General features: G+C 42.0%; 15 protein-coding genes and 9 pseudogenes. 7 read left to right on the top strand and 17 right to left on the bottom strand.

All coding sequences use genetic code 11. The annotated features are described in order from the left end of the window. Window positions 1-142: 142 nt before the first annotated feature. From N4T56_RS09825 to cmoA, 9 genes and pseudogenes are all read right to left on the bottom strand, one after another. Window positions 143-1,033: a LysR family transcriptional regulator gene (locus tag N4T56_RS09825; protein WP_261733101.1), complete on the bottom strand. Its 891-nt coding sequence runs from the start codon at window positions 1,031-1,033 to the stop codon at window positions 143-145. 794 nt (window positions 1,034-1,827) lie between these two features. After that, a complete protein-coding gene (locus N4T56_RS09815) occupies window positions 1,828-2,958 on the bottom strand; it encodes a DUF3541 domain-containing protein (protein ID WP_261733100.1) in 1,131 nt (376 codons plus the stop codon). After that, entirely contained in the window at window positions 2,936-3,637 is a 702-nt protein-coding gene (locus N4T56_RS09810) for a hypothetical protein (RefSeq protein WP_261733099.1), read from the bottom strand. Before N4T56_RS09810 ends, N4T56_RS09815 begins: the two co-directional genes overlap by 23 nt. A 271-nt stretch (window positions 3,638-3,908) precedes the next feature. After that, window positions 3,909-4,643, bottom strand: coding sequence for a hypothetical protein (locus N4T56_RS09805; protein WP_261733098.1), 735 nt, complete (start codon window positions 4,641-4,643; stop codon window positions 3,909-3,911). A gap of 22 nt (window positions 4,644-4,665) precedes the next feature. Further along, entirely contained in the window at window positions 4,666-5,622 is a 957-nt protein-coding gene (locus N4T56_RS09800; protein ID WP_261733097.1) for an alpha-L-glutamate ligase-like protein, read from the bottom strand. Beyond that, window positions 5,622-7,131, bottom strand: a pseudogene (locus N4T56_RS09795) (UUP1 family membrane protein). The gene N4T56_RS09800 and the pseudogene N4T56_RS09795 overlap by 1 nt, the downstream one beginning before the upstream one ends. A gap of 8 nt (window positions 7,132-7,139) precedes the next feature. After that, window positions 7,140-7,913 carry an ATP-dependent zinc protease family protein gene (locus N4T56_RS09790; protein ID WP_261733096.1) on the bottom strand — a complete coding sequence of 258 codons (774 nt, stop codon included), beginning with the start codon at window positions 7,911-7,913 and terminating at the stop codon, window positions 7,140-7,142. A gap of 25 nt (window positions 7,914-7,938) precedes the next feature. After that, the gene (cmoB, locus tag N4T56_RS09785; protein ID WP_261733095.1) at window positions 7,939-8,931 is read right to left on the bottom strand and encodes a tRNA 5-methoxyuridine(34)/uridine 5-oxyacetic acid(34) synthase CmoB; all 993 of its coding nucleotides are present in this window, start codon (window positions 8,929-8,931) and stop codon (window positions 7,939-7,941) included. Continuing rightward, complete coding sequence (gene cmoA, locus N4T56_RS09780) at window positions 8,928-9,659, bottom strand: carboxy-S-adenosyl-L-methionine synthase CmoA (protein WP_261733094.1); 732 nt, start codon at window positions 9,657-9,659, stop codon at window positions 8,928-8,930. The genes cmoB and cmoA overlap by 4 nt, the downstream gene beginning before the upstream one ends. A 538-nt stretch (window positions 9,660-10,197) precedes the next feature. Here cmoA and N4T56_RS09775 point away from each other — a divergent pair. The 7 genes and pseudogenes from N4T56_RS09775 to ruvB all read left to right on the top strand — a co-directional run bounded on the left by N4T56_RS09775 (window position 10,198) and on the right by ruvB (window position 18,004). Then, window positions 10,198-12,075, top strand: coding sequence for a transporter substrate-binding domain-containing protein (locus tag N4T56_RS09775; protein WP_261733093.1), 1,878 nt, complete (start codon window positions 10,198-10,200; stop codon window positions 12,073-12,075). After that, window positions 12,042-13,022: a GGDEF domain-containing protein gene (locus N4T56_RS09770; RefSeq protein ID WP_261733092.1), complete on the top strand. Its 981-nt coding sequence runs from the start codon at window positions 12,042-12,044 to the stop codon at window positions 13,020-13,022. The genes N4T56_RS09775 and N4T56_RS09770 overlap by 34 nt, the downstream gene beginning before the upstream one ends. Before the next feature lie 169 nt (window positions 13,023-13,191). Further along, window positions 13,192-14,967, top strand: a complete 1,776-nt coding sequence (aspS, locus tag N4T56_RS09765) for an aspartate--tRNA ligase (protein ID WP_261733091.1) — start codon at window positions 13,192-13,194, stop codon at window positions 14,965-14,967. A 143-nt stretch (window positions 14,968-15,110) separates the two neighbouring features. Then, window positions 15,111-15,837: pseudogene (locus N4T56_RS09760) on the top strand (YebC/PmpR family DNA-binding transcriptional regulator). Beyond that, window positions 15,834-16,351, top strand: a pseudogene (ruvC, locus tag N4T56_RS09755) (crossover junction endodeoxyribonuclease RuvC). The pseudogenes N4T56_RS09760 and ruvC overlap by 4 nt, the downstream one beginning before the upstream one ends. After that, window positions 16,348-16,966 (top strand): annotated as a pseudogene (gene ruvA, locus N4T56_RS09750) (Holliday junction branch migration protein RuvA). Before ruvC ends, ruvA begins: the two co-directional pseudogenes overlap by 4 nt. A gap of 32 nt (window positions 16,967-16,998) precedes the next feature. Continuing rightward, window positions 16,999-18,004 (top strand): annotated as a pseudogene (gene ruvB / locus N4T56_RS09745) (Holliday junction branch migration DNA helicase RuvB). A gap of 67 nt (window positions 18,005-18,071) precedes the next feature. On the opposite strand, the gene gloA reads toward ruvB, so the two are convergent. From gloA to rsxA, 8 genes and pseudogenes are all read right to left on the bottom strand, one after another. Next, window positions 18,072-18,482 (bottom strand): lactoylglutathione lyase, encoded by a 411-nt coding sequence (gene gloA / locus N4T56_RS09740; protein WP_261733090.1) that lies wholly within the window; start codon window positions 18,480-18,482, stop codon window positions 18,072-18,074. Window positions 18,483-18,941: 459 nt separating this feature from the next. Further along, window positions 18,942-19,584: pseudogene (gene nth / locus N4T56_RS09735) on the bottom strand (endonuclease III). Window positions 19,585-19,594: 10 nt separating this feature from the next. Further along, a pseudogene (locus tag N4T56_RS09730) lies at window positions 19,595-20,289 on the bottom strand (electron transport complex subunit E). Next, window positions 20,282-20,905 (bottom strand): electron transport complex subunit RsxG, encoded by a 624-nt coding sequence (gene rsxG, locus N4T56_RS09725; RefSeq protein ID WP_261734789.1) that lies wholly within the window; start codon window positions 20,903-20,905, stop codon window positions 20,282-20,284. Before rsxG ends, N4T56_RS09730 begins: the two are co-directional and overlap by 8 nt. 92 nt (window positions 20,906-20,997) lie before the next feature. Continuing rightward, window positions 20,998-21,920 (bottom strand): annotated as a pseudogene (rsxD, locus tag N4T56_RS09720) (electron transport complex subunit RsxD); the annotation flags it as partial. Between the two features lie 62 nt (window positions 21,921-21,982). Beyond that, window positions 21,983-24,218 (bottom strand): annotated as a pseudogene (gene rsxC / locus N4T56_RS09715) (electron transport complex subunit RsxC). Continuing rightward, the gene (gene rsxB, locus N4T56_RS09710; protein WP_261733089.1) at window positions 24,212-24,790 is read right to left on the bottom strand and encodes an electron transport complex subunit RsxB; all 579 of its coding nucleotides are present in this window, start codon (window positions 24,788-24,790) and stop codon (window positions 24,212-24,214) included. Before rsxB ends, rsxC begins: the two are co-directional and overlap by 7 nt. A gap of 1 nt (window position 24,791) precedes the next feature. After that, window positions 24,792-25,370, bottom strand: a complete 579-nt coding sequence (gene rsxA / locus N4T56_RS09705; protein WP_261734788.1) for an electron transport complex subunit RsxA — start codon at window positions 25,368-25,370, stop codon at window positions 24,792-24,794. Window positions 25,371-25,449: the final 79 nt, after the last annotated feature.

Here is a 25,449-nt window from a genome sequence, read left to right as displayed (position 1 = left end):
AACGTTTTACTCTTTGTTGAATGATTCTTTGCAAATAAAGAGTTGCTTAGATTGCTAGGCATCAATCCATTCGTCTCGATTAAAACGTTTTTAACTCGAACAAAATTCAATCAGCAAAGATCAACAGACCCTAGGCACAGATTTAACTTTCATTATGTTGTTGTAAAATCAAACTCTCTAATAGCTTACACGCAGGCTCTTGATTGTCCCTGTCAGGGATCAGTAGATTCATGATGATTTTTCGTTGTGAGCTGCCACGTAAACGTAGGCGGATTAATTGTTTGCTGGCTAATTCTTGTTGTACAACAAAGTTGGGGATCCAACAAAAACCAATATTACTGGCTAGAATCGTTTTTGCTTCGTGAAAGTTAGATACTGTCCAGCGTTGTTCTGCTTTAAGCCAGCCAATATCGTTTGTTGTATTGGTTGCTGTATCTTTGATAACAATTTGCAAGTGTTGAGCTAATTGTTTGTCATCTTCTATGTCACCTACTTGTGCAAGCGGATGATTAGGATGACACACTAGTTCAAATTTGGCTTCACAGAGGGGCTCGCTAATATGGCCTTTAGGTGGTGTAGTACAAATAGCAATATCGACTTGTTTGTTATTAATTAACTCATGGGTTCCGGATATTACAGAATCGATAATGGTCACTCGTGTGCCGCGACTTTGTGGCAAAAATGCCTTGAGAGCTTCTACGAGTGTTTCCATTGGGTAGATAAGTTCACGGGCAATGATCAGGTTGGGTTCCCAGCCCTGACCTAAATTAGTCGCCAGTTGCTCCAGTTCATCCACAGATTGGGTTAAGTGACGGGACTGACGTAATAAAACTTCACCTTGTTCAGTTAAATATGCTTTACGACCTTTTACTTCGAGTAAATTAATACCAAGTTGATGTTGCAATTTAGCCACTGCATGATTGAGCGAAGATTGACTCTTATTGAGTTTTTCAGCGGCTTGGGCGTAACCGCCAAAATCAACCACCGCCTGCACTATACGCCATTGTTCTAACGTTGATTTTGCTCGGCTCATGCTTTGTTCCAAATCCAATGTTTAATACCAATCCTTATTAGAATATGATCTATTTTAGGCTGCGTCACTAGGGTCTGCTGATCTTTCAAGGTTGTTTTTGCAGCGAATTGTTGGCCATTACTCACATTTACAACTGCGCGGCAGAGACTGTGAAGTGTAGTTATTCTACATAAAAAGTCGATAACGCAGTAAAAATGGCCAACAAACGCTGCCCAAAGGGTTCGGCTAAAAATGTTTTACTCTTTGTTGAATGGGTTTTGCTTAGATGACTAGGCATCAATCCATTCGCCTCGATTAACACGTTTTTAACTCGAACAAAATTCAACCAGCAAAGATCAACAGACCCTAGGCGCAGTACAATGAAAATGACTGTAGGTGTAGTCCTCTACATCAAAGTCATTTGAAGCAATAATGGGGGGGACACAGCCCCGAAGGGCGAATTTATCAGAGTGGCCTTCTCTGTTAGCCTTTCTTAACGTACGACTGCATGGACGCAGGAGGTAGAGCAACGCAGGAGCAGTTGCCGACGACTGCATGGACGCAGGAGGTAGAGCAACGCAGGAGCAGTTGCCGAGAACGACTATGTCTTCAAAAGGCTGCCTCGACTACCTCACTGATCATTTTCGCTAAAAGAGCAAATTCTAATGCAGATTGGTATAAATGCTTGTTTTGGCATATAAACAAGGCAAATGCAGTGCATTTGCCTTTGCTCAGTTGCTGTGACTCTTACCGCTTAACAGTGTCGATGATCCATTTGTGATAAGCAATCATCGCTAATCAAAACACGGAGTATTTTAGTGTGTCGTTGATTTAATTAGCGACGGTTTTGGGGTCACTAACTTGGGTAAATGTTTTTTGGTGCTTGAAATATTATTCAGGTAAGGTCCTTGATGTAAGGTTTCTGGCCAATCTAATAACATCATCGCCAACACGTTTCTGTGCTCACCCGAAGATAAAATTGCCTCACCATGAGGTGATGGGATCATTTGTACTTTCGGATCGTACGCAGCAATCACATGTTGTTTTACCTTGTTAACAACCGGATTATCTGGGTTGCCTGTAATTAAAAAGCCAATGCCGACCTCTGTAATAATATCTTCTGTGGTGTCAGTTAAAATACGATCGATGTTGTTTTCAAAATAATCTAAAATCCATTGATATTCTTTGGGGTCAACAGGATGCTGATAGTATTCACTGGCTGCAAAAATAAAATGTGTCATACCATATATTTTATTTTTGTATTGGTCTTTACTCAGTTGTGCGTCATGCTCATTGGGATAAGTAGCAATAAAGGCTTCTTTATATGTGTCATAATAATCACCTACACCAATTTGTTTAGCCCAGAATACATAGTTAATTAATTGTGCTGCCCACGCTTTTACCATTTGCTTGTCAGTTAGCGCAGGGGTTAAATCGGCATTCTTTAGCGTGGTAATCAATAAATCATGGCATGATCCGGTAAAACCAAACTCATCAATACGGCTGGCATAACGTAATAACACGTTACTGTACAACATAAATTCAGGGTAGGGAGCAATAGCTAATTTACGTGCATCACCACGGATTCCTGGTTTGAGTTTATTCACTTCAATTTGCGATTCTTTTTTGATAAAGCCAGGCTTGTCTAAATTACATGCGTAATAAGCTTGCCGCTCTGCTATGGTGAGTAAATCAATTAATGAGCCATTGGCATACTTGTTTTCACCTGTCATACGATATTGACGGATGGCATAGTGTCCTTGAACCCGAGGAGGTAATGAATACAAGTTGGTTTCTAATGTTGTTTTGATCCCCTGGTAAACTTGCTCAGCGGTCAACTGATGGGGCATGTCTTCTGTTGGCTGTTTTGCCAGCGCCACACTACTTAATAAGCTCGCTGATAAAATTAAGTACGAGAGCGTTTTACTCTTGCATCGTTCCAGCATGTTTAAATCTCCTAATAAGTGAATGTGGGTCAACTGGTAAGCCAATAAGCTGTTCAAGTTGATCGTTTATGGGTAAATAGGCCTCATTAATCACTAACAAATCAAAAATAGCTGGGTTTGAAAGTCGGTCATTACCTTGTTGAGTAATCAGTTCTGTTAATGCTTGTTGCCACAATGGAAGATAATCGCTAATTCCTTGATTAGCAATAGCTTGATAACTATATATTACATCTGTTGCCTGAGGCCAAGGTTGGCCAAAGCTGTTGGCAAATGCGGCAGATAGTTTGGCGTTATGACTTAACCATTCTGCATTATCAATATCGCCAGTAAATAGGTAAAAGTGTAAAGCCACTTTTGCTCTAAAGACTCGCATTTGGGTTTGATATTGTAATGCCAATTGAGCACGGCTAGAAAGAGGTGCAAAGTGCTGGCTTGAGCGTAAATATTGACTCAACCATAAACTGGCGATGGCATGTTGTTGACTGTTTTGGGTCTTATTGGCGAGTAAATAATATTGACTGCCTTGTGCTAGCGAGACAATGGCCTGGCTTAACGCTTCAATCAATTTTTGTTGTTGTTTTTGGCTGTTTAAGGTTTTAGGGTATGTAATTGAATATTGGCCAAACTGATGGCCGATAACCGATTGTTTTATCAGCTGGGCATTGAACCTCTTAGGCAATGCATCTTGTTCAAGCGAATATGTATACAGTTCTCCTAGTAGCCTTTGCTTGTGCCAAAGTCGAATAATATTAATGGTAGATGCTTCATCGGCTGATCGTTTATTAGTTTGTTCTTCCGCTGAAGTCTTGTCTACTAGCAGTTCAACACGTAGCCCAAGTGGGGCAAGTTTACTGAGTAATTGCAGTAAATAGGCTTGGGCAGAAACCGCCTCTATTGCTTCTGGTTTTGCTGTTTGCGATAGGGCGCGCGCAATATTCCAAGGAGCAATATTAAGTTGTTCGGTTTGGATCCTTTAAAAACTGAGAAAGTAAGTCAGCATTAAGTCCATGTGTTGCCAATATATATTCAGCAGTATTTTGGTAACCTTGGGTTAATGACCGTTGTTGCAGTAATTGATGTATATAGGAAATCGCTGATTTTATTTTATGTTTGGCACGCGTTTGATAAGCAAACCAAGCTTGTTTACGGCAGTTTTCATCGCTTTGTTTAATTAGGTATTGAGCAATGTGAATATCGATATTGTTTGTATCTGTTGGCGGTGTGGCTTGCGGCAATACACATTGTTCATTATTGAATTGCATTTGTAACTGACGCTGTGACAATGCTTGGTTTACCGAAGCCTGAGCACTATGCAGTTTTGATTTTTGCTTAATATTCCATTGGTTTTGCTTGACGGTTAACAGCCTTTCACTTAATTGTTTATAGGGAGTAGATTCGTTCTGTAATACATCGATTAGTGCTTGGGTTTGTGTTGCTTGAGTGAGCATATATAGCTCATCAGCAAGGTGCAATTGACACCACAATAAACCTTGCTTGCTTAGGCTGTCATTGGCAAAAGGACGGTAGTATTTAATCCGATCATTGATGTTATTTAATGCGAGTGTGTTTTTTTCAAACTCAACAGCTTGTTGCGCTGCTGTAAAGTGTGTATTTTGCGATATCGCGGTGAGTTTAGGTTGATATTGAAGGCACTGCTCTACAAACAGTGCCAACGGATTTGCCACAGCATTCGCTGTGGCAAACAAACTAAAACTTAGGATTACTAGAGAAATGCTTTTTAGCATAAGCCACACGTTCTTCCACTGACATTGCTGGGCCTTTCATGGCTTCAACGTGTTTTAGCCGAGGTAAAATGCCTTTACCATTGGCAATTTGAATGGTTAACCCTGGGCGGGCGTTCAATTCAAGTAGCAATGGGCCTTTGTTTTTATCCAATACCATGTCGGTTCCAAGGTATCCCAGTTCACACATTTCATAGGCACTTGATGCCGTATGTAATAAGGTTTCCCAGTGTGGGACTGACATGTTATTCAATGGGAAATGAGTGTCTGGGTGTTTATCGACAGGCAAGTCAAATTGAACCGCATGTAAACTTTTACCTGTGGCAATGTCTAAACCTACTCCCACTGCGCCTTGGTGCAAGTTAGCTTTACCGTCGGATGCAGCAGTTGATAAACGCAACATCCCCATGACTGGAAAACCTTTAAACACAATTAAGCGAATGTCTGGTACGCCTTCATAACTAAAGCCTTCAAATACAGGGTCGAACTCAATTAACCCTTCAACAATGGCAACATCAGGCTTGCCGCCCAGAGAAAACAAACCACTGAGTATGTTAGATACATGTCGGTAAATTTCATTGTGAGTGACTTCATGACCATTTGGCTTGTAATAACAGCCATTGTTCACTTTAGTGATCACCATAATGCCTTTACCGCCAGAACCTTTGGCTGGTTTGATAACAAAACCAGTACGATCGCTGACCATGGCTGGAATTTCTTGAATTTTATGTTGTTCGTGGACAACACCAATAAGGTCTGGAACCGCAATGTTATTAGCAAGCGCAAGTTGCTTAGTGATCAACTTATCATCAACGCGTTTATAAAATTTACGCTGATTATAACGACCAATATAGCTAATGTTGCGCCTGTTCATATTCAGTACACCGCTACGGCTCAACTCCCAAGGCCAGGCGTACTTCATTATTTCTCTCCAACCAATGGTTTAAATCGTTTTAACTCTGTTAAGCGGTAACCTGTGTATTGGCTCATCACCAACACAAGTGCCAAAATAACCAGGTGAATACCTAAGAAGTTAAATACCCAATGTTGCACTAGGTCATTGTCCATTGCTAAGTAGGCTAGGGTGGCAACAAATAAACTGCCGCCGCCTGAAACGAATACTTTTTTAGCGCCTTCTTCTTCCCATAAAATAGACATACGTTCGATGGTATCATGCCAGAATGATCATCGGGAAGAACGTCACTGTTAAGCCTTCACTTAAGCCTAATTTAAACGAAATAAGTGTGAATAACCCAATAATGAAAATCACCACAATAATCACCGCGGATATTCGGGAGATGAGCAGTAAGTTGAGGGTAGACAAATACGAGCGGATCATTAACCCAAAGGCCACAATCAATAAGAAACCGATTAAACCAGTTAATAATGTCGTTTGAATAAACGCTAAGGCAATTAACACAGGCATAAAGGTGCCAGAAGTTTTAATGCCGACGATGACGCGTAAAAATACCACAACTAAAACCCCGATAGGGATCAGTAATATACCTTTAAACAAGCTTTGTTCTTCTAGCGGTAGTTGATAAAGCGAGAAGTCTAACGCATCGTCATTCATCATCATGTCTATAGAGGTGGCCAATGCTGAGCGGGTATCTTGCAGCATTGAGAAATTAACTTGTGAGTTAATTCCGCCCATGACATCTAAGACTGAATGGCCAGAGTATTCCCATAACACTAAGGTATTATCACGGCCTTGTTTGTTATTGGGTATATCAAATAACACCCATTCGCCATTGTTATACACCTGCACATACGGGGTGAGTTGCTGGCGGCGACGTTGATCTTCTAACTGTAAACCATTGACTATCCGAGCTGGTACACCTTTAGAGTGCAGCATTTGCACAAACAGATTGGTTGATGTGTTAGCCGACAATAACAGCGCCATATTCTGGCTTTGTTCTGTGTCATTGATAAGATTCATCAATTGTTGTGCAAACGATAAATTGGTTGCACTGCGGCTCCATACATCTTCAATCACTTGATCTGCTGCTGATTTCTCGGTGGCAGGCCATAAATATGGCTCAGGAGCCAAAGGTGTTTCTGTTGTTTGGATATCAAGTTTACCGGTAGGCACCAAGGTCACGCGGTAGTATAACGCTTGTGGTCCCGAGGCTTCACGAATTGACCATACTGCGCGGCGATTGGCCACATCGTTAGAAATGCTTAAACCATAACCTGGTGATGTGGCATTTTCGACCAACACGTCAAATGCAGGGTCATTAGGTAAAGAAAAGTTCACTTCGGCAGGTTGGTTACTGCCCATAAAACTCACTTTTGCATCTACAGCCCAGCTTTGAACTTGTTCGCCTGGTAAAAAGGGCACACTGTGTTCAACCCCACGATATATACTCGTGCTGATGCCGATGATAAAGAGCAGTGCAACAAAAATGTAAAACGGTTTCCGAGAATGCATTACTGATCCTACTTATTTAAGGTTGTAATTTGTTTTTTTGCTTTACCGTGGATATAGATTTGGCCTACATCAACAATTGCAATATCTTTCATAAACTTGCGACCAAGTAGTAACGGGTAATCTAGGTGACTACGGTCTACGAGGTTTAGATCGGTTTCAGCTGAATATTTACCTATTTTTAAATGCGCATGAATAACTGGGCGACGATCATCATCTGATTCGGCATCTTGTTTAATTCGCACAAACTTAACCACTTTTGTTTCAAAGGTGTTTGCGGGTTGATCAATGCCGTTAGACATCACATCATAACGTACCCATTGCACACCATCACGCTCAAATAACACAATATTACGTGCATCAAGTGATGATGATTCAGCACCGGTATCAATACGGGTTGCAAACATGGCTTTGACTTCATCAACAAAGACACTTTCAACTTCGCCTAATAAAAACTTTTCACCTATCATCGCTTCAGGACATTGCTCTGGCACGGCAATAGGTTTTGGCATTGGCGGTGCTGGCATCACGATTGTTTTAGGTCTTTCAGCCATGGCAGCACTAACTTGAGTTTTTAACTTCCTCATTTCAGCTGATATTTCGTTAATTTCGGCAGTCTGATCAATACAGCTGTTATTTATGGCGTCTATTACAGCTGTTTGTGTATTCAGCAAACTGCTATTCAAATCAGCATTGGTTAGCGGAGGTGTCGTTGGTTTTTCTGTAGTTGTACAACCTATTAATAAAGCCGTCGCAATGGATAGAGCAATTACCTGCTTTAACATGTCAATTCCTGTTGAATAGTATTCGTTAAACTAAATCGTGATTCGGTTGATTCTTAGTAGCAATAATGATGGCTCGTTTTGGTGCGGGGTAACCTTCTACTGTTAAGGTTGCATCATTTGGGTCGAGATAATCGACTAGTGATTCATTTTTCATCCAGTTTGTACTACGTTGCTCAGCAAGTGAAGTCGTATCGATATCAACACAACGGATATCAGTAAACTCACATTTTTTTAACCATAACATCAGTGCGGCCACAGACGGAATAAACCACACATTGTTCATTTTTCCGTAACGATCTTTTGGCACTAAAACTGCGTTTTCATCGCCATCAATTACTAGGGTTTCAAGCACTAATTCACCGCCCATACGCAGTTGATCACGTAATTGCAGTAAATGATCTATCGGCGAACGACGGTGATATAACACTCCCATCGAAAACACGGTGTCAAATGCATCGAGTGGGGGTAACTCTTGAATACCTAATGGCAACAAATGTATTGGTTGTTCATTACCTGCCAAGCGTTTTATCGCTTCAAACTGGCATAAAAATAATGGCGATGGGTCAACCCCGACTACGCGAGATGCACCTTCACCTAACATTCTCCACATATGATAACCACTGCCACAACCCACATCTAATACAGTACGATTTTTAAGTGGAGAAATATGACCTTTTACTCTATCCCATTTCCAGTCGCTGCGCCATTCAGTATCTATTTCAATACCATGGACAGTAAATGAGCCTTTACGCCATGGTTGAAACATGCCGAGCAAATTAGTGAGTTTTTCTACCTGACCGGGCGTTAATTGATCACCGCTGCCAATGGTAACGCTTGACGTCAGTTCTATGGTATCGGGTTGCGGGTAATTAAACTTATTAGCGACCTTTTCCCACTTAGGTAAATTACCGTGTTTATGGTCACGTTGCCATTGTCCTAAGATAGACGGCAATGTTTCTAACCAGTGTTGCAGATTAGAGTCGGCAATGTCTTTGTAAAAAGAACTAAAACTTATCATTTAATCGCTACCATAGATGCAAAATTAAAACATTGGAACCACACTGAGAAGTGTGAAAAACCATTATCATTCAAACGTTGTTGGTGAGTCGTTAGGCTGTCTGGACGCATAACGTTTTCAAGAGCACTGCGTTTTTGGCTGATTTCGAGTTCACTGTAACCATTGGCGCGTTTAAAATCTAAATGTTGTTCATCTAATAAAGTTTGAATTTGGTTGTCTTCAAAATACAATTTTTCAGAAATAACCAATACGCCGCCAGGCAACAAAGCATCATAAATACGTTTAATTAACGCATTACGATCGTTTATCGGCAAAAATTGTAAAGTAAAGTTGAGTACAACCATTGAGGCATTCTCAATCTTGATGTCTCGTATATCGGCACACAATAAGTTTACTTGGGTATCGCTAACATAAGCTGATAAATTTTCTTTACAGCGGTCAATCATGGATTGACTATTGTCAACAGCAAAAATTTGGCAATCGCGTCCTTCAATTTGACGTCGAATACTTAATGTCGCAGAGCCTAAAGAGCTGCCAAGGTCATAAATATTACTATTAGAAGTAACAAAGCGGTGAGCAAAATCACCCAGTGTATTGATAATTTGCGCGTAACCTGGGACAGAACGACGGATCATGTCATTAAATACACCCGCAACGCGTTGATCAAATTGAAAATCTGTTATTTGATCTGCGGCATTTGCGTAAATTTTATCTTGTTGAGAGTTCATGAGCTGTAATTTGGGGAAAATTCAGCATGTATTTTAGCTAATCATGGTTAAGTGCAGCAAGTATCCTACTGGTAATTTGTGTGTTTTTTTAAATAGTTCGCCATAGTGTTAGGGCTTGTTGATCTTTCAAGGTTATTTTTGCAGCGTATTGTTGTCCATTTGTACAAGGCAACGACTTTGAAGTGAAGTTATTCTACATAAAAAGTCGATAATCGCCGTAAAAATGGCAAACAAACGATGCCATAACGTGTCGGCTAAAAACGTTTTACTGTTTGTTTAATGTCGCTTCGCGATTAGAGTTCAATTGTCAGCCTTTTTGCTTTGCTTATACAAAGCGGGAATGACAGCAAAATTTGACAAAATATACATTAACTCAGTCTAAATAATGATATTATTTGTTAGATAGATACAATTTAATAACAAATTGTGCATTACTGTGGTGCTTAACGATATAGGTATCACGGTATAATATACTGCAGCTTATCTAAATAACGATAAAAACGACGTAATCATCAAATATAAGTATTAGGGAAAAAACTTGAAATTGATATCTTGGGTGCTGGCATCGATTCTGTGGATGCTCATTTTGCCCGCATACGGCTTTCATAATGACGATAATGCCTTAGAACCAGCATCATCACCGCTAATTATCGTCATGGGTGAAGATACATATCCTTATGGATATTTAGATGACAAAGGCAATCCTGCAGGTATTTTAGTGGATTTATGGCGCGAGTGGTCAACTGTAAGCGATACTAAAATTCGCTTTGTGACGCGTCATTGGCAGCAATCTTTAGATCAACTTGAACAGCATAATGCAGATATTCATATTGGTATGACAAAAACAAACGGTCGTGCTAAAAAATTCGATTTTGCTACGCCATTTACGTCATTAAATACTTACCTCTATTTACACAAATCACTGAATAGCAAAAAAAAGATAAGTGATTTAATTCCATATCAGATTGGCATAGTCGATGGCTCATCTCACGAAGCAATGCTGCGTTCAATAGAGCCTCGTTTAAGTTTTAAACGTTTTACAAATCGAGAGCAATTACTGCAAGCGGCGGCGAAGGACGAGCTGTTGGTGTTTGCTGGGATTGAAGGTTATCAGCGTAACCTTGCCTTAGAGCAAGATATTGCCGCTAACTTTTACAGTTCTTCGCGTATCCTCATCAAAAAGGTTGAGTTAGTTCCTGCCGTGGTAAAAGGTAATCAAGCTTTAGTCGATAACATTAACCATGGCTTTGGATTAATTTCACCTCAAACGATTAAGCATATCGAACGCCGCTGGCTGGGTTATCACAAACAAACATCTGGGGTCATTATTGCCATGCAAACGGGTGTTGAGCCCTATGCCGATCTTGGTGTTGACGGTTTACCCACCGGTATGCTGGTTGATGTATGGAAATTGTGGTCGAAAAAAACCGGCATTAATATCGACTTTGCCACTGGCGACATGAACAGTACTATTGAGGATGTAAAACGTGGTGTGGCAGATGTGCATATTGGTTACCCTGAAAGCCAAGATATGCGTAGCGGGTTAAAACAGGCTTGGCATATTACATCTGTTAAAAGTCGCTTTTTTAGTGCCAAACACAATATTAAAGACATTGAGAAAAGCGCAATACGTATTGGGTTATTTCCTACCGCACCTTATATTACTCAAGTTAAGTCTGCATTTCCCCAAGCACAATTGCGTTTTTATCACACACTCGATGAGATGGTTAAAGCGGCTCATAATGACGAAATTAGCGGGTTTATTTCATCTGCTGCGATGACATCGCATTATCTGTTAGCAAACAAACTCTGGGCTGAATTTCGACAATATTTCGATGTTGAATTTACGACCGATATGTATGCGTTAACCCGTATTGACGACAGTGGCCTCGCGGATCGCATTCAAGCTGGCTTTAATTTGATTTCGGTAGAAGAGCAAATCCAAATTGAACGTAAGTGGTTGATTAATCCTGACGATCGCTTCTTCACAAGCAGTGGCAGTAAAATAAAATTAACCACCCAGCAAAAACAATATATCAGTAGCTTAGGTGCCATTAAGATGGGGTACCTTAAACATTGGGCGCCGATGGAATTTCAAGGTAAAAATGGCCAGTTTTTAGGCGTAAATGCTGATATTAAAAATCTGCTCGTTAAGCAGCTTAATTTGACGATTATTCCTGTGGCTTATGATGATTTTGGTAAGATGGTCAATGATTTGATTAAAGGCGAAATTCATCTGGTGGCCAGTATGGCGCAAACCAACGAACGTGAAAACTCATTGGCTTTTTCGGCTTCTTACTGGCACTCTCCTTGGGCAATTGTGACTTCGCTAACTCAACCCCCATCTTTAATATCTCGCAAGTTGTCGGCAAACGGCTGGCGGTGGTTGATGGTTACCACATTATCGACCATTTAAGGCAGCAATACCCTGGAATTGATCTGGTGGTCGTTGCCGATACTGAGCAGGGTATTAACGCTGTAATCAATGGCCGCGCAGATATGTTTGTTGATCAAGTTGCAACGTTAGCTACAACATTAAAAGGTGGTCAATATCCAAGTTTGAAAATGTCGCTAGTGGCTGAATTAACCGAGCAACATAGCCGTATAGGACTGTTTCCTGGAGTGAAATCGTTAGTCCCGTTAATTGACCGGGTGATAGCGACAATCGATGAAGCAGAGCAACAAAACATGTATCAAAAGTGGGTCTCATTAGACGTTAATAGTGATACTTTACGTTACCAACGCTGGCTTCAGATATTAATTGTGGGCTTGCTAGTATTATCATTAATTGCATTAATGATATTCATGTCTAATCGACGCTTGAATGTTGAAATACAAAAACGAATAAAAGCCGAAGAAAACCTCCAATTTATGGCTAACCATGACAATGTGACGGGTTTACCCAATCGCAGTTTACTTGACGACAGATTAAGCCAAGCAGTCATGACCCATCAGCGAGATAAATCTCGTTTTGCAGTATTATTTGTCGATCTTGATGGCTTTAAAGCTGTCAATGATATGCACGGTCATCATATTGGTGATAAATTATTACACCGGGTAGGGTTAATGCTGTCTAAATGTGTCCGTGAATCAGACACCGTCGCCCGATTCGGCGGTGATGAATTTGTATTATTACTTCAACATATCGACAGCAAAGAAAATACTCGCCAAGTTGCTGATAATATTTTGCTGGCATTAAAAAGAATTACCGTGATTGACGGTCGCCAGGTGAATATTTCAGCCAGTATCGGTATTGCCATGTTTAATGAAGATGCCGACACACCGGCAACATTACTTAAAACGGCCGACCAATTAATGTATCAAGCTAAGAAGATTGGCGGTCATCAATATAAAATGAATTAATGCTTGTAGATTTTTCCGTCAATCAACCATGTTTATCAACCACAACTATGGTCAATTGACGCAAACTGGCTGATACTGCAATGCATAAGTGCGAGTCACGGTATATAATGCCGTTTTTATCGTTTTCAATTTCCAAAAATACCGCTTTGTGGATAAAGGATAGAGTTCAATGCGCAGTCATTATTGTGGAGACATTAATCTGTCTCATCTTGGTCAAGAAGTTACTTTAGTCGGTTGGGTTAACCGTAGTCGTGATTTAGGCGGAGTTGTATTTTTAGACTTACGCGACAGAGAAGGGCTAGTACAGGTTGTTTATGATCCAGACTTAAAAGAGGTCTTTGACGTTGCCAGCACATTGCGCAGTGAATTTTGTGTTCAAGTGACCGGCGTTGTCCGTGCACGCCCTGACAGCCAAGTTAATTCACACATGAAAACCGGTGAAGTTGAAATTCTTGGTAAGCAATTGAACATTATTAATGTGGCAGCACCACTGCCGTTGAGCATGGACAATTACCAAAATAACAGCGAAGAGCAACGTCTTAAATACCGCTACTTAGATTTACGTCGTCCAGAAATGGCCGAGCGTTTAATCTTCCGCGCTAAAGTGACTAGTGCAGTACGCCGTTTCTTAGATGACAATGGTTTCCTAGACATCGAAACACCCATTTTGACCAAAGCGACGCCAGAAGGTGCACGTGACTATTTAGTACCTAGCCGGACTTATAAAGGTCAATTCTTTGCGCTACCACAATCTCCACAGTTATTTAAACAGTTACTGATGATGTCGGGCTTTGACCGTTATTATCAAATAGTGAAATGTTTCCGTGATGAAGATTTACGTGCTGATCGCCAACCTGAATTTACTCAAATCGATATCGAAACCTCATTCATGAGCGCTGAGCAAGTGATGGAAAAAACTGAGCAGATGATGCGTGGTTTGTTCCAAGACTTACTCAATGTTGATTTAGGTGAGTTTCCACGTATGTCATACGCAGAAGCCATGCAACGTTACGGTTCTGATAAACCAGACTTACGTAACCCACTTGAATTAGTCGATATTGCCGACTTAGTTAAAGACGTCGAGTTTGCGGTATTTAACGGCCCAGCAAATGATGTCGAAGGTCGTGTAACTGCACTTCGCATTCCAACGGGCGCATCATTGTCTCGTAAGCAAATTGACGACTACACCAAATATGCCGGCATTTATGGTGCTAAAGGCCTAGCGTGGATGAAGATTAATGATTTAGATGCGGGTATCGAAGGTATTCAGTCTCCTGTGCTCAAGTTTTTATCTGAAGACATTGCTAATAATATTGTTAGCCGCACAGGTGCACAAACTGGTGACATCATTTTATTTGGTGCAGACAAAGCCAACGTGGTGGCAGAAGCCATGGGTGCATTGCGTTTAAAAGCAGGTGAAGATTTCGATTTATTAGAAGGTGAATGGCGCCCAATGTGGGTTGTTGACTTCCCAATGTTTGAGAAAATTAATGGCAGTTTCCATGCTGTTCACCATCCGTTTACCGCGCCGCGCGGTATCAGCCCAGCAGAATTAGCCGCCGATCCAGGAGCGGCAATTTCAGATGCGTATGACATGGTGCTGAACGGTTGTGAATTAGGTGGCGGCTCTGTGCGTATTCATAATGCTGACATGCAAAGCACGGTATTTAACATTTTAGGTATTGAAGCCGAAGAAGCAAAAGAGAAGTTTGGTTTCTTACTTGAAGCTTTACGTTACGGCACACCACCTCATGCTGGTTTAGCGTTTGGTTTAGACCGTATAATCATGTTAATGACAGGGGCAACGTCAATTCGTGATGTGATGGCATTCCCTAAAACAACAACCGCAGCGTGTCCATTAACGAACGCACCAGGTTTTGCTAACCCTGTTCAATTAACTGAACTCGGTATTGCGGTTATTGAAAAGCCTAAAGCTGAAGAATAACTTAAACCGTTTAGCATAACTCGCTCTAAAAGAGCAACACATACCGAGGCTGCTGCCTCGGTATGTTTTTTACAAGTAGCGTTTCTACTCCTACTTGAATCAAAAAGGAGCTTAATGTGGCAGGACACAGTAAATGAGTCAATATTAAACACCGTAAAGCGGCGCAAGATGCCAAACGCGGTAAGTTGTTTACCAAATTCATTCGTGAACTTACCGTCGCCGCAAGAGAAGGCGGATCCGATCCAGATTCCAATCCCCGTCTTCGCGCAGCAATAGATAAAGCCCTATCAAATAACATGACACGTGACACCGTTGAACGTGCAATTAAACGTGGTGCAGGTGAGCTTGATGGTCAGCAACTTGAAACCATTATCTATGAAGGCTATGGGTACAGGTGGCACAGCTGTCATGGTCGAAACCATGACAGATAACCGTAATCGCACGGTATCAGGTGTACGTAATGCGTTTAACAAATCGGGTGGTAATTTAGGCACTGACGGTTCGGTGGCGTATCTGTTTACCAAATCTGGGGTCATTTCATACGGCAGTGATACTGACGAAGACACCTTAATGGAGTTAGCCCTAGAGGCCGGTGCCGATGATGTGGTAACACATGATGACGGTTCAATGGATGTGTTTACCAGCCCAGATGCTTTTGGCCAAGTTAAAGACGCACTCGACAGTGGGGCACTGGATTCTGTCAACGCAGAGGTGACTATGGTAGCCTCTACTAAAGCCGAATTAGATGCTGATACCGCTGAAAAATTCTTACGGTTAATTGATAACTTAGAAGATCACGATGATGTACAAGAGGTATATCATAACGCTGACATTTCCGATGACGTAATGGAAGCATTAGATAATCTATGATCATATTAGGAGTCGATCCCGGCTCGCGCATTACCGGTTATGGTGTTATTCAATGCCAAGGTAGACAACAAATATACTTAGGCAGCGGTTGTATTCGCACTTCAGCCGATGATTTACCTCAGCGTTTACAGCAAATCTATGCTGGTTTAACTGAAATTATTACTCAGTATCAACCCAATGAATTTGCAATCGAACGTGTGTTTATGGCAAAAAATGCTGACTCAGCACTTAAACTGGTAAAGCCCGTGGAGCAGCTATTGTGGCGGCAACCTGTGCTAACTTACCTGTCGCCGAATACAGTGCCACCCAAATCAAAAGTGCTGTGGTTGGCACCGGCAGAGCGCAAAAAACACAAGTACAACATATGATTAAACAACTGCTAAAATTGCCCGCGGCACCGCAAGCTGACGCTGCAGATGCCCTTGGTGTAGCAGTTTGTCATTTTCATACTTATCAGAGCCTTATTGCTATGGGCGGCAAAGCCAACAGCAGAACTTATGGAAGATACAAATGATTGGTCGTCTCAGTGGTACATTAATAGAAAAACAAGCACCTGAAATCGTGCTCGACGTTAGTGGGGTTGGTTATGAGTTACAAGTGCCGATGACCAGTTTTTATGAGTTACCTGAACTCAACCAACATGCCAGTTTGTTCACCCATTTTGTTGTGCGTGAAGACGCTCAGTTGTTATATGGCTTTATCACCAAGCAAGAGCGCGCCTTATTTAGATTGCTGATTAAAACCAATGGCGTTGGTCACTAAACTGGCGTTAACGATTTTATCGGGCATGACAGCCAGTGAATTTGTCTCTTGTGTTGAACGTGATGATATTGTCACTTTGGTCAAATTACCGGGTGTGGGAAAGAAAACAGCAGAGCGCTTAGTGATTGAAATGCGCGACAAACTGAAAAGCCTACTTGAAGCATCAGTGGGTTCCGAGCGTGAATTTGTACTGCAAAGTAACTATAAACCTGTTGCGGTTGTTGACAGTGCAGAAGAGGATGCTATTTCTGCTTTATTGTCATTAGGTTATAAGCCTGCACAGGCGAGTAAAGCGGTATCAGCTGCATTTACGGAAGGCATGAGTTCAGAAACTCTGATTAAAGCTGCGTTAAAGTCTATGTTATAACTCGATGAACATCATGACTAAGGTATGTAAAAATGATTGAAGCTGATCGCCTGATCCAACCGCAAGTACAAGGTCAAGATGAATTGATTGACCGGGCTATGCGGCCAAAAATGTTGGATGAGTATACCGGCCAAGATGATACTCGTGCACAATTAAAGGTCTTTATTCAAGCCGCTATTAATCGTGGTGAAGCATTAGACCACATGCTTATTTTTGGTCCTCCAGGTTTAGGTAAAACCACGCTTGCGATGATTGTGGCCAATGAGATGGGTGTTAATATTAAATCCACCTCTGGCTCAGTACTTGAAAAAGCGGGGGATTTAGCCGCATTACTGACAAACCTTGAGCAGGGTGATGTGTTATTTATTGATGAAATCCATCGCTTAAGCCCAGTTGTTGAAGAAATTCTTTATCCTGCTATGGAAGATTATCAGCTCGATATTATGATTGGTGAAGGCTCAGCAGCACGTTCTATTAAACTTGACCTTCCGCCGTTTACCTTAGTGGGTGCCACCACAAGAGCTGGTGCGTTAACCTCACCACTGCGGGCTCGTTTTGGTATTCCTTTGCGATTAGAGTTTTATAACGTCAAAGATCTTACAACGATTGTGACGCGCTCAGCCAAAGTGATGGCGCTAGAAATTGATGAGCAAGGTGCAATTGAAATTGCCACTCGTTCACGCGGAACACCGCGAGATTGCCAATCGTTTATTACGCCGTGTTCGCGACTACGCCGAAGTGAAACACGACGGTAAAGTAACCCAAAAAGTAGCAGAATATGCGCTCGATTTGCTTGATGTTGATATGCAAGGGTTTGATTACTTAGACCGTAAACTCTTATTAGCGATTATTGATAAGTTTATGGGTGAGTCTGTGGGCTTAGATAACGTGGCTGCGGCCATTGGTGAAGACAGAGAAACCATTGAAGATGTGCTTGAGCCATTTTTAATTCAACAAGGTTTTATTCAGCGCACCCCAAGAGGGCGTATCGCGACCCAACGGGCTTATGACCATTTTAGTTTGGTCAAGCCAGAATAAATAACCTAAGCTCAGATTAAATAACAAAGCCAGCATATAGCTGGCTTTGTTTTATATGATATGCTGATTAACCCAGCGCCGCAGTTGCTGACTTTTTCTGGATCAATTCGATTTTATACCCATCAGGATCTTCAACAAAGGCTATTTCTGTTGTGCCACCTGCAACAGATTCAGGTGCACGCGTGACTTTACCACCGGCAGCCGTAATCGCATCACAACGAGCATATATATTTTCTTCGCCAATGGCTAAATGACCAAAGCCATTGCCTAGGTCGTAGCTGTCTACGCCCCAGTTATAGGTTAATTCAATCACAGCCTGGCCTGTGGTTTCTTCACCAAAACCCACGAAGGCGAGGGTATATTGATATTCAGCGTTTTCTGATTTTCGCAGTAACTTCATACCCATTATGTCGGTATAAAAAGCTATGCTGCGATCCAAATCGCCAACGCGGATCATTGTATGTAGTAATTGCGACATGTTTGACTCTCTTATTTAAAATATATCTGACTTTAACAAGCTCTGATGACAATGAAAAGATTAGTGCGACAATCACGGTGAGTGTGAGTAAATGAATACATCACTAACCCATAAGTTCTACGATAAATGCATATTTTTTTTGCATTAGCTCACATTTGTGATGATAATTTTTGGGTTCATAAGCAAAAGGCGTTATTCTTCTTTCATACCCACATGGAGGCAGTACAATGACTACAGAATTAAAAATGGCCTTAGGCACTACCGTTGTAATCGCAATTTGTTTTAGCGCATTTTTTGTTGCAATGTATTAAGCAACAATAAGCTCCATTGCTAGCGCTATATGTTGTTAGATGTAGCAAAAAATATTAGTTTATTGCACGTTAGTTGATGAGTTAACCTACAATAAATTACTGAATAAAGACCAAAGCATCATAGGTGTTTTGGTCTTTATTGTTTCAGCTAATCCTCAGGATAGACTTTTTCTTTAAATTCGCATAAATCTTCGATCATACAGCTGCCGCAGCGTGGTTTACGTGCTAAACAAGTGTAGCGACCATGTAAGATAAACCAATGATGTACATCCACTTTAAATTCTGCAGGTACGACCTTTAGCATTTTTTGCTCGACTTGCTCGACATTTTTGCCTGGGGCAAATTTAGTTCGGTTCGCCATACGAAAAATATGCGTATCAACTGCAATAGTAGTGCCAGCCAAAAGCGGTGTTAAGTACTACATTAGCCGTTTTACGACCTACGCCCGGTAATGCTTCTAATGCTTCACGGTTTTCAGGGACTTCTCCGCCGTGTAAATCAATTAGCATTTTACAGGCGTTAATGACGTTGATGGCTTTATTGTTATACAAACCAATGGTTTTGATATATTGCTTTAAGCCATCTATCCCTAAGTCATAAATAGCCTGGGCTGTGTTGGCCACCGGAAATAACTTATCGGTAGCTTTGTTTACACTGACATCAGTGGCTTGGGCAGACAAGGTGACCGCAACTAACAATTCAAATGGACTGGAAAAATTCAACTCAGTTTCGGGCTTTGGATTGTTATCTCGTAATCGCGTTAAGATCTGAATGCGTTTTTCTTTATTCATAATATTTGTATTAACTTACCTTAGTGATCCGTGCGCGGGTAACGCCGACTGATTCTGCTTTGGGTTGTCTGGCTTTTATGTTGCTGTCGATGACATTTTTTAAGGCAATTAATAACCCCATGCCAATGAATGCCCCTGGGGGCAGCATGGCGAGTAAAAATGGAGTGTCGACTTGCCATACATGAATTGTCAGTACGCTTGCCCATTCGCCTAATAATAAATCGGCGCCATCAAATAATGTGCCTTGGCCTAATAGTTCACGTGTCGCGCCCAATACCATCAATACTGCCGTAAATCCAAGGCCATCATCAACCCATCAAAGGCTGAGTGAGCTAATGAATTTCGCGATGCAAAGGCTTCTGCTCGGCCAATAATCACACAATTAGTGACAATCAAAGGTAAGAAGATCCCTAATGAAAGGTATAAATTATAGGCATAGGCGTTAATCAATAATTGCACGCAGGTCACGAGTGCGGCAATGATCATTACAAATACCGGTATGCGGATTTCTTTGGGTACATAATCACGCACTAATGACACTAAAATGTTTGAACCGACTAATACCAGTAAGGTTGCAACGCCAAGACCTAAAGCATTGGCAATCGTTGCTGTCACCGCTAATAAAGGACACAGGCCAAGTAACTGTACTAAGCCAGGATTGTTTTTCCATAAACCTTGGCTGGCGATATCGCGATATTTACTCATGATTACCCTCACATTTCACATGACTTTGGTACAAGGCTTTGCGGTTTTGCTCAACAAAGGTTAGCGCCTTACTGATGGCCTTAACATACGCCCGTGGCGTGATGGTTGCCCCTGTAAATTGATCAAATTGACCACCGTCTTTTTTGACTTTCCATAAATTGGTATTGTCTTTAAAAAACAGTCCACTAAAGTGTGTTACCCAATCAGATTTTCGTAAATCGATTTTATCTCCCAGCCCTGGGGTTTCTTGATGAGACAGGGTTCGTACACCTAAAACCTGGCTGTTATTATCAACACCAATAATAAGCTTAATTTCGCCGTTATACCCATCGGGTGCAATCGCTTCAATGGCAATGGCTATAGGTTGCAGGTTTTTGTATGCCAAGTAGGCTGGTAATGCATTTTTGCTGCCTAATAACTCAGGCGAGTGTACTAAAATACACTGTTCAAATAGGGCATTATCATGCAGTTCATTAGGGATAACCTGAGTCAGCGTTTCAGTTAACTGCTTTTGTTGTTGCATGGCTATAGTGTCGTAGGTTAGGGCGTTGACTAACGCCACTAAGCCCGTACAGCATAAAGCAAACAAGCCTAGTAATAAGCCATTTTTGAGCATTGGGTTATCAGTAATAGACATAGTTAGTTTCCTGTACGATGACCGTAACTGCGTGGTCGCACATAATAATCAATAAAGGGGGCGCACATGTTGGCAAGCAATACCGCAAAGGCTACCGCATCAGGATAGCCACCAAAGGTACGAATTAAATAAATTAGCACGCCAATCATGGCGCCAAATATTAACCTGCCTCTAGGGCTAGTTGCGGCAGTGACCGGATCGGTGGCAATAAAAAATGCCGCTAACATCGTACCGCCGCTGAATAGGTGTATTAACGGGCTAACAAAGGTGTCTGGGCTGACTAAAAAACCAAAACTGGCGCACAGGAATAAACTGGCAATAATTGCAAGACTGATATGCCAACGGATAACCTTAAGCTTTAGCATAACTAAACCGCCGACAAGATAGGCTAAGTTGACCCAAAACCATCCTTCAGCGCCCATGCCAGAGAAAATCGGTTTTGCCAGGCTCTCGGTGGTGGTTAAGCCCATCGATAAATCAGTTTTTAAGGTATCAAGCGGGGTTGCCATTGCGACGCCATCAATGCCTAAACGAAAATATTCAGCCGCAAAAGTTTGATTAATTTCAAAAATGGTTTGCACACTGGTGAGCAATGATGCCTGATTAAACGCAATGGTTTGCGGTGCAACCCATGAGGTCATTTGAACCGGAAATGAAATAAGCAGTAATACATAAGCAGCCATTGCCGGGTTGAAAACATTGTTACCTAAACCGCCATAAAGCTGTTTAACGATAACGATGGCAAATAACGTACCTATGACAATTAACCACCAGGGGCCAACGGCGGAATGGCTACGGCTAATAAGCAAGCGGTAACTAATGCGCTGTTGTCGCTTAAGGTTGCTTTGATGTTTTTGTTACGCAGTTTCATCACCGCGGCTTCGGCTAAATATGCCACACTGACAGCCAACAAAATTTGCACCAGTGTGCCAAAGCCAAAGTAATAACTTTGCACAGCAATACCCGGAATAAGACACAAAGCGACCCTTTTCATCACGGTGTTGGTGTGTAAACTGGTGCTCACATGGGGTGATGAGGCAATTTTAAATGCCATGATTATTGTTCCTCTTGCTCAGCACGTTTGGCGAGCTGTTTCGCTTTTGCTTTGGCTACTGCCGCAGCGACTTTGGCTTTTTTGACTTGTTCTGGGGACAAATCTGCTGAGTCAGACGCGTCAGTTAATGCAACATCTGGTTTTATATTGACAGTAGACTCAATATCAGCGGTAGATTGAGACGCAGCTTCGTCGATATCGATTTGACTCGCTTGAGCCAACTTTTTTGCTTTAGCTTTAGCGACTGCTGCCGCAACACGGGCTTTTTTGTCGTCAACTACATCAGCAGTAGGTTCTGCTTCAACAATCGAGTCATCAGTTTGGCCTGCTTGTGCTAACTTTTTTGCCTTGGCTTTGGCGACTGCAGCTGCAACACGGGCTTTTTTGTCGTCAATCGCGTCTGTTGTCAGTACAGTTTCTGCTGCTGTAGTTTCAGTCGGGTTGGCTGTTTGAGTCATTAACTTAGCATTCGCTTGTGCGGCTTTTTTGGCTTTTGCTCGCGCAACTGCGGCGGCAATTTTAGCTTGCTTGTCATCGACATTCACGTCAGCAGTACTGGTGTCGAGCTCATTCTCGCTCCTGAGGGTATTTGCTTGAGCCACTTTTTTGGCCTTAGCGCGTTCGATAGCAGCATTAATGGCGGCCTTTTTCGGATCCACTGTCGCTTGCGGTGCTTCAGATGAGGTAGTACTTGATGCCGCTTGGGCTTTTTTAGCCGCAATACGCGCCATGGCGGCGGCTACGGCATCTTTATCAGTTGACTTCATGCTGGCTTGGCGTTTTGCTGCGGCTTCTTTGGCCTTAGCCTCTCGGGCATTTTTTTCATCTTCTAAACGCTGTATACGCGCTTCAAAACGAATTTTAGCTTGTTCAGCTTGGTGCTTTTCTTCAGCTTCAATTTTTAATGCTGACTTTGCCACACGATAATATTCAACTAGGGGAATATCGCTAGGACAGACATAACTGCAACAACCACATTCAATACAATCTTTTAAATTAAAGCTAGCCGCTTTCTCATATTCTTCAGCTTTTGCATGCCAAAAAAGCTGTTGTGGCAGTAATAATGCGGGGCAAGCGATGGCACATTCACCACAACGGATACAGGCTTTTTCATCAACATCAGCGGCCATTTCATGATGACTTGGTGCTAATAAACAGTTAGTCCCTTTTAATATTGGCACATCTAAATCCGCTAGAGCGTAACCCATCATAGTAGCCGCCTACGATAACCTTTTGCGATGAAGATGGACGAAAGCTTACTGCTTGTAGGGCGTCATTGATGGTTGTGCCGATAGGTAACCAGTAGTTGCCCGGTTGGCCAATTTGCTCACCCGTTAAAGTGACAACTCGTTCAATCAAGGGTTTACCTTGATATATCGCCTCTTGAATCGCGTAAGCGGTGCCGACATTGTGCACCACTATGCCCAGTTGTGCTGGGATATGGCCGCTGGGCACTTCTTTGCCGGTAATAATTTGGATAAGCTGTTTTTCGCCACCTGATGGGTATTTGGTGGGGATAACCGTAACCCGTATTATACCTGTAGGTAATGTACTGCGCTGCACAGCATCCTGCATGGCCTTTGCAGCTTCAGGCTTATTATCTTCAATGGCGATGATGATCCGCTGCGGATTAAGTAAGTGATGTATTACTCCAATCCCTTTTAAGATTTCATCACTGTAATCGCGCATTAACCGGTCATCAGAACTGATGTAAGGTTCGCATTCAACACCATTAATAATCACTAAATCGATTTCACTGGCTGGGTTTAATTTGACATGGCTTGGAAAAGCCGCGCCGCCCATACCTGCAATGCCTGCGTTTTTTATCTTGTCTAATATTTGGTTTTTGGATAATTGTTCGAGTGAGTGCGGTATCAGCTCGCACCAAGCGTCTTGGCCATCAGCTTCAATGATACAGCTTAATGTCGGCAGTGAAGAAGGGTGATTGGTTGCGTGTTGTTCTATCGCGATTACACGGCCAGAGGTTGGGGCGTGCACAGGTAAATAAATAAAGCCTGTGCCTTCAGTCAACATTTGGCCTTTGAGCACCAGATCTCCCACCGAAACAGTCAAAATGGCTTGCTCACCCACTAAGGGTACGGGTACAACAAAGCGCTGTGCTAGTGGTAAACGGGCAATGGTTGATTGATTCGATAATGTCTTTAATTGGGGAGGGTGGATCCCACCAGGAGATTGCCACAAAGTTCCTTTATCGAGTTGTTCTAATAACGTTAGCACGCTGTCTCCTCTTGCTCAGAATGGATCACTTTGACTGGGATACTATTTAATTTCCAATCCCAGTTTTGCAGCGTCGTTTCAACAGGGATCATATCAATACAGTCAACAGGACAAGGTTCCACACACAAGTCACATCCAGTGCAGTCTTTGGCAATGACGGTATGCATTAGCTTACCCGCACCTAAAATGGCATCGACAGGGCAGGCTTGAATACATTTAGTGCAACCAATACATTCATCTTCACGAATGTAAGCCACTTTTTTTACACTAGATTGAGCCTCGGCATTTAACGGTTCTTGTTCAACGCCCATTAATTCAGCTATTTTTTCCATGGTGGCTGTGCCGCCAGGCGGGCACTTATTGATATGATCGCCATTAGCAATCGCTTCAGCGTAAGGTCTACAACCTGGGTAGCCACACTGGCCACATTGAGTTTGTGGTAATAAGGCTTCAACTTGGTCGATGATAGGGTTACCTTCAACTTTAAACTTTTTAGATGCAAAGCCTAAAATCACCCCAAACACTAATGCCAATATACTTAATACCGCAACGGCAATAAAAATACTCGTCATGCTAATTAACCAGCCCCGCAAATCCCATAAATGCTAACGACATTAAACCGGCGGTGATCATGGCGATTGCGCCGCCTTTAAAGGGTACAGGCACATCCGCCGCAGCTAAACGCTCACGCATTGCCGAAAATAAAATTAATACTAATGAAAAGCCGACTGCTGCACCAAAACCGTAAATGGCAGACTCAATAAAATTGTTGTCTTCGTTAACGTTTAATAACGCTACGCCCAATACTGCGCAATTAGTGGTGATTAACGGTAAATAAATACCTAAGGCGCGATGCAGAGAGGCACTGGTTTTTTGTACGACCATTTCGGTGAACTGAACCACTACGGCGATAACGAGAATAAAACTCATGGTACGCAAATAGCTCAGATCAAATGGTTGTAACAAAAACGCATTGGTGAGATAGCTAAGAATAGATGCAAGGGTTAATACAAAGGTCGTTGCCATTGACATGCCAATAGCCGACGCCAATTTGCTCGACACCCCCATAAAAGGGCATAGACCTAAGAATTTCACTAGGACGAAGTTATTAACCAGTACAGTGCCGATTAATAAGAGAAGATACTCTGTCATTGCTACAATTTTTTGACCAATAGATCTGGGTATTATCTTAGGTTTAGCGTTGAGAAACAACGGATAAAAAATAAGGTTA

This window comes from Shewanella phaeophyticola, from assembly GCF_025398315.1.
Lineage (GTDB): Bacteria > Pseudomonadota > Gammaproteobacteria > Enterobacterales > Shewanellaceae > Shewanella > Shewanella phaeophyticola.
Note: the sequence above shows the minus strand (reverse complement) of the source record. Positions and strands in the feature narration are given on the sequence as shown.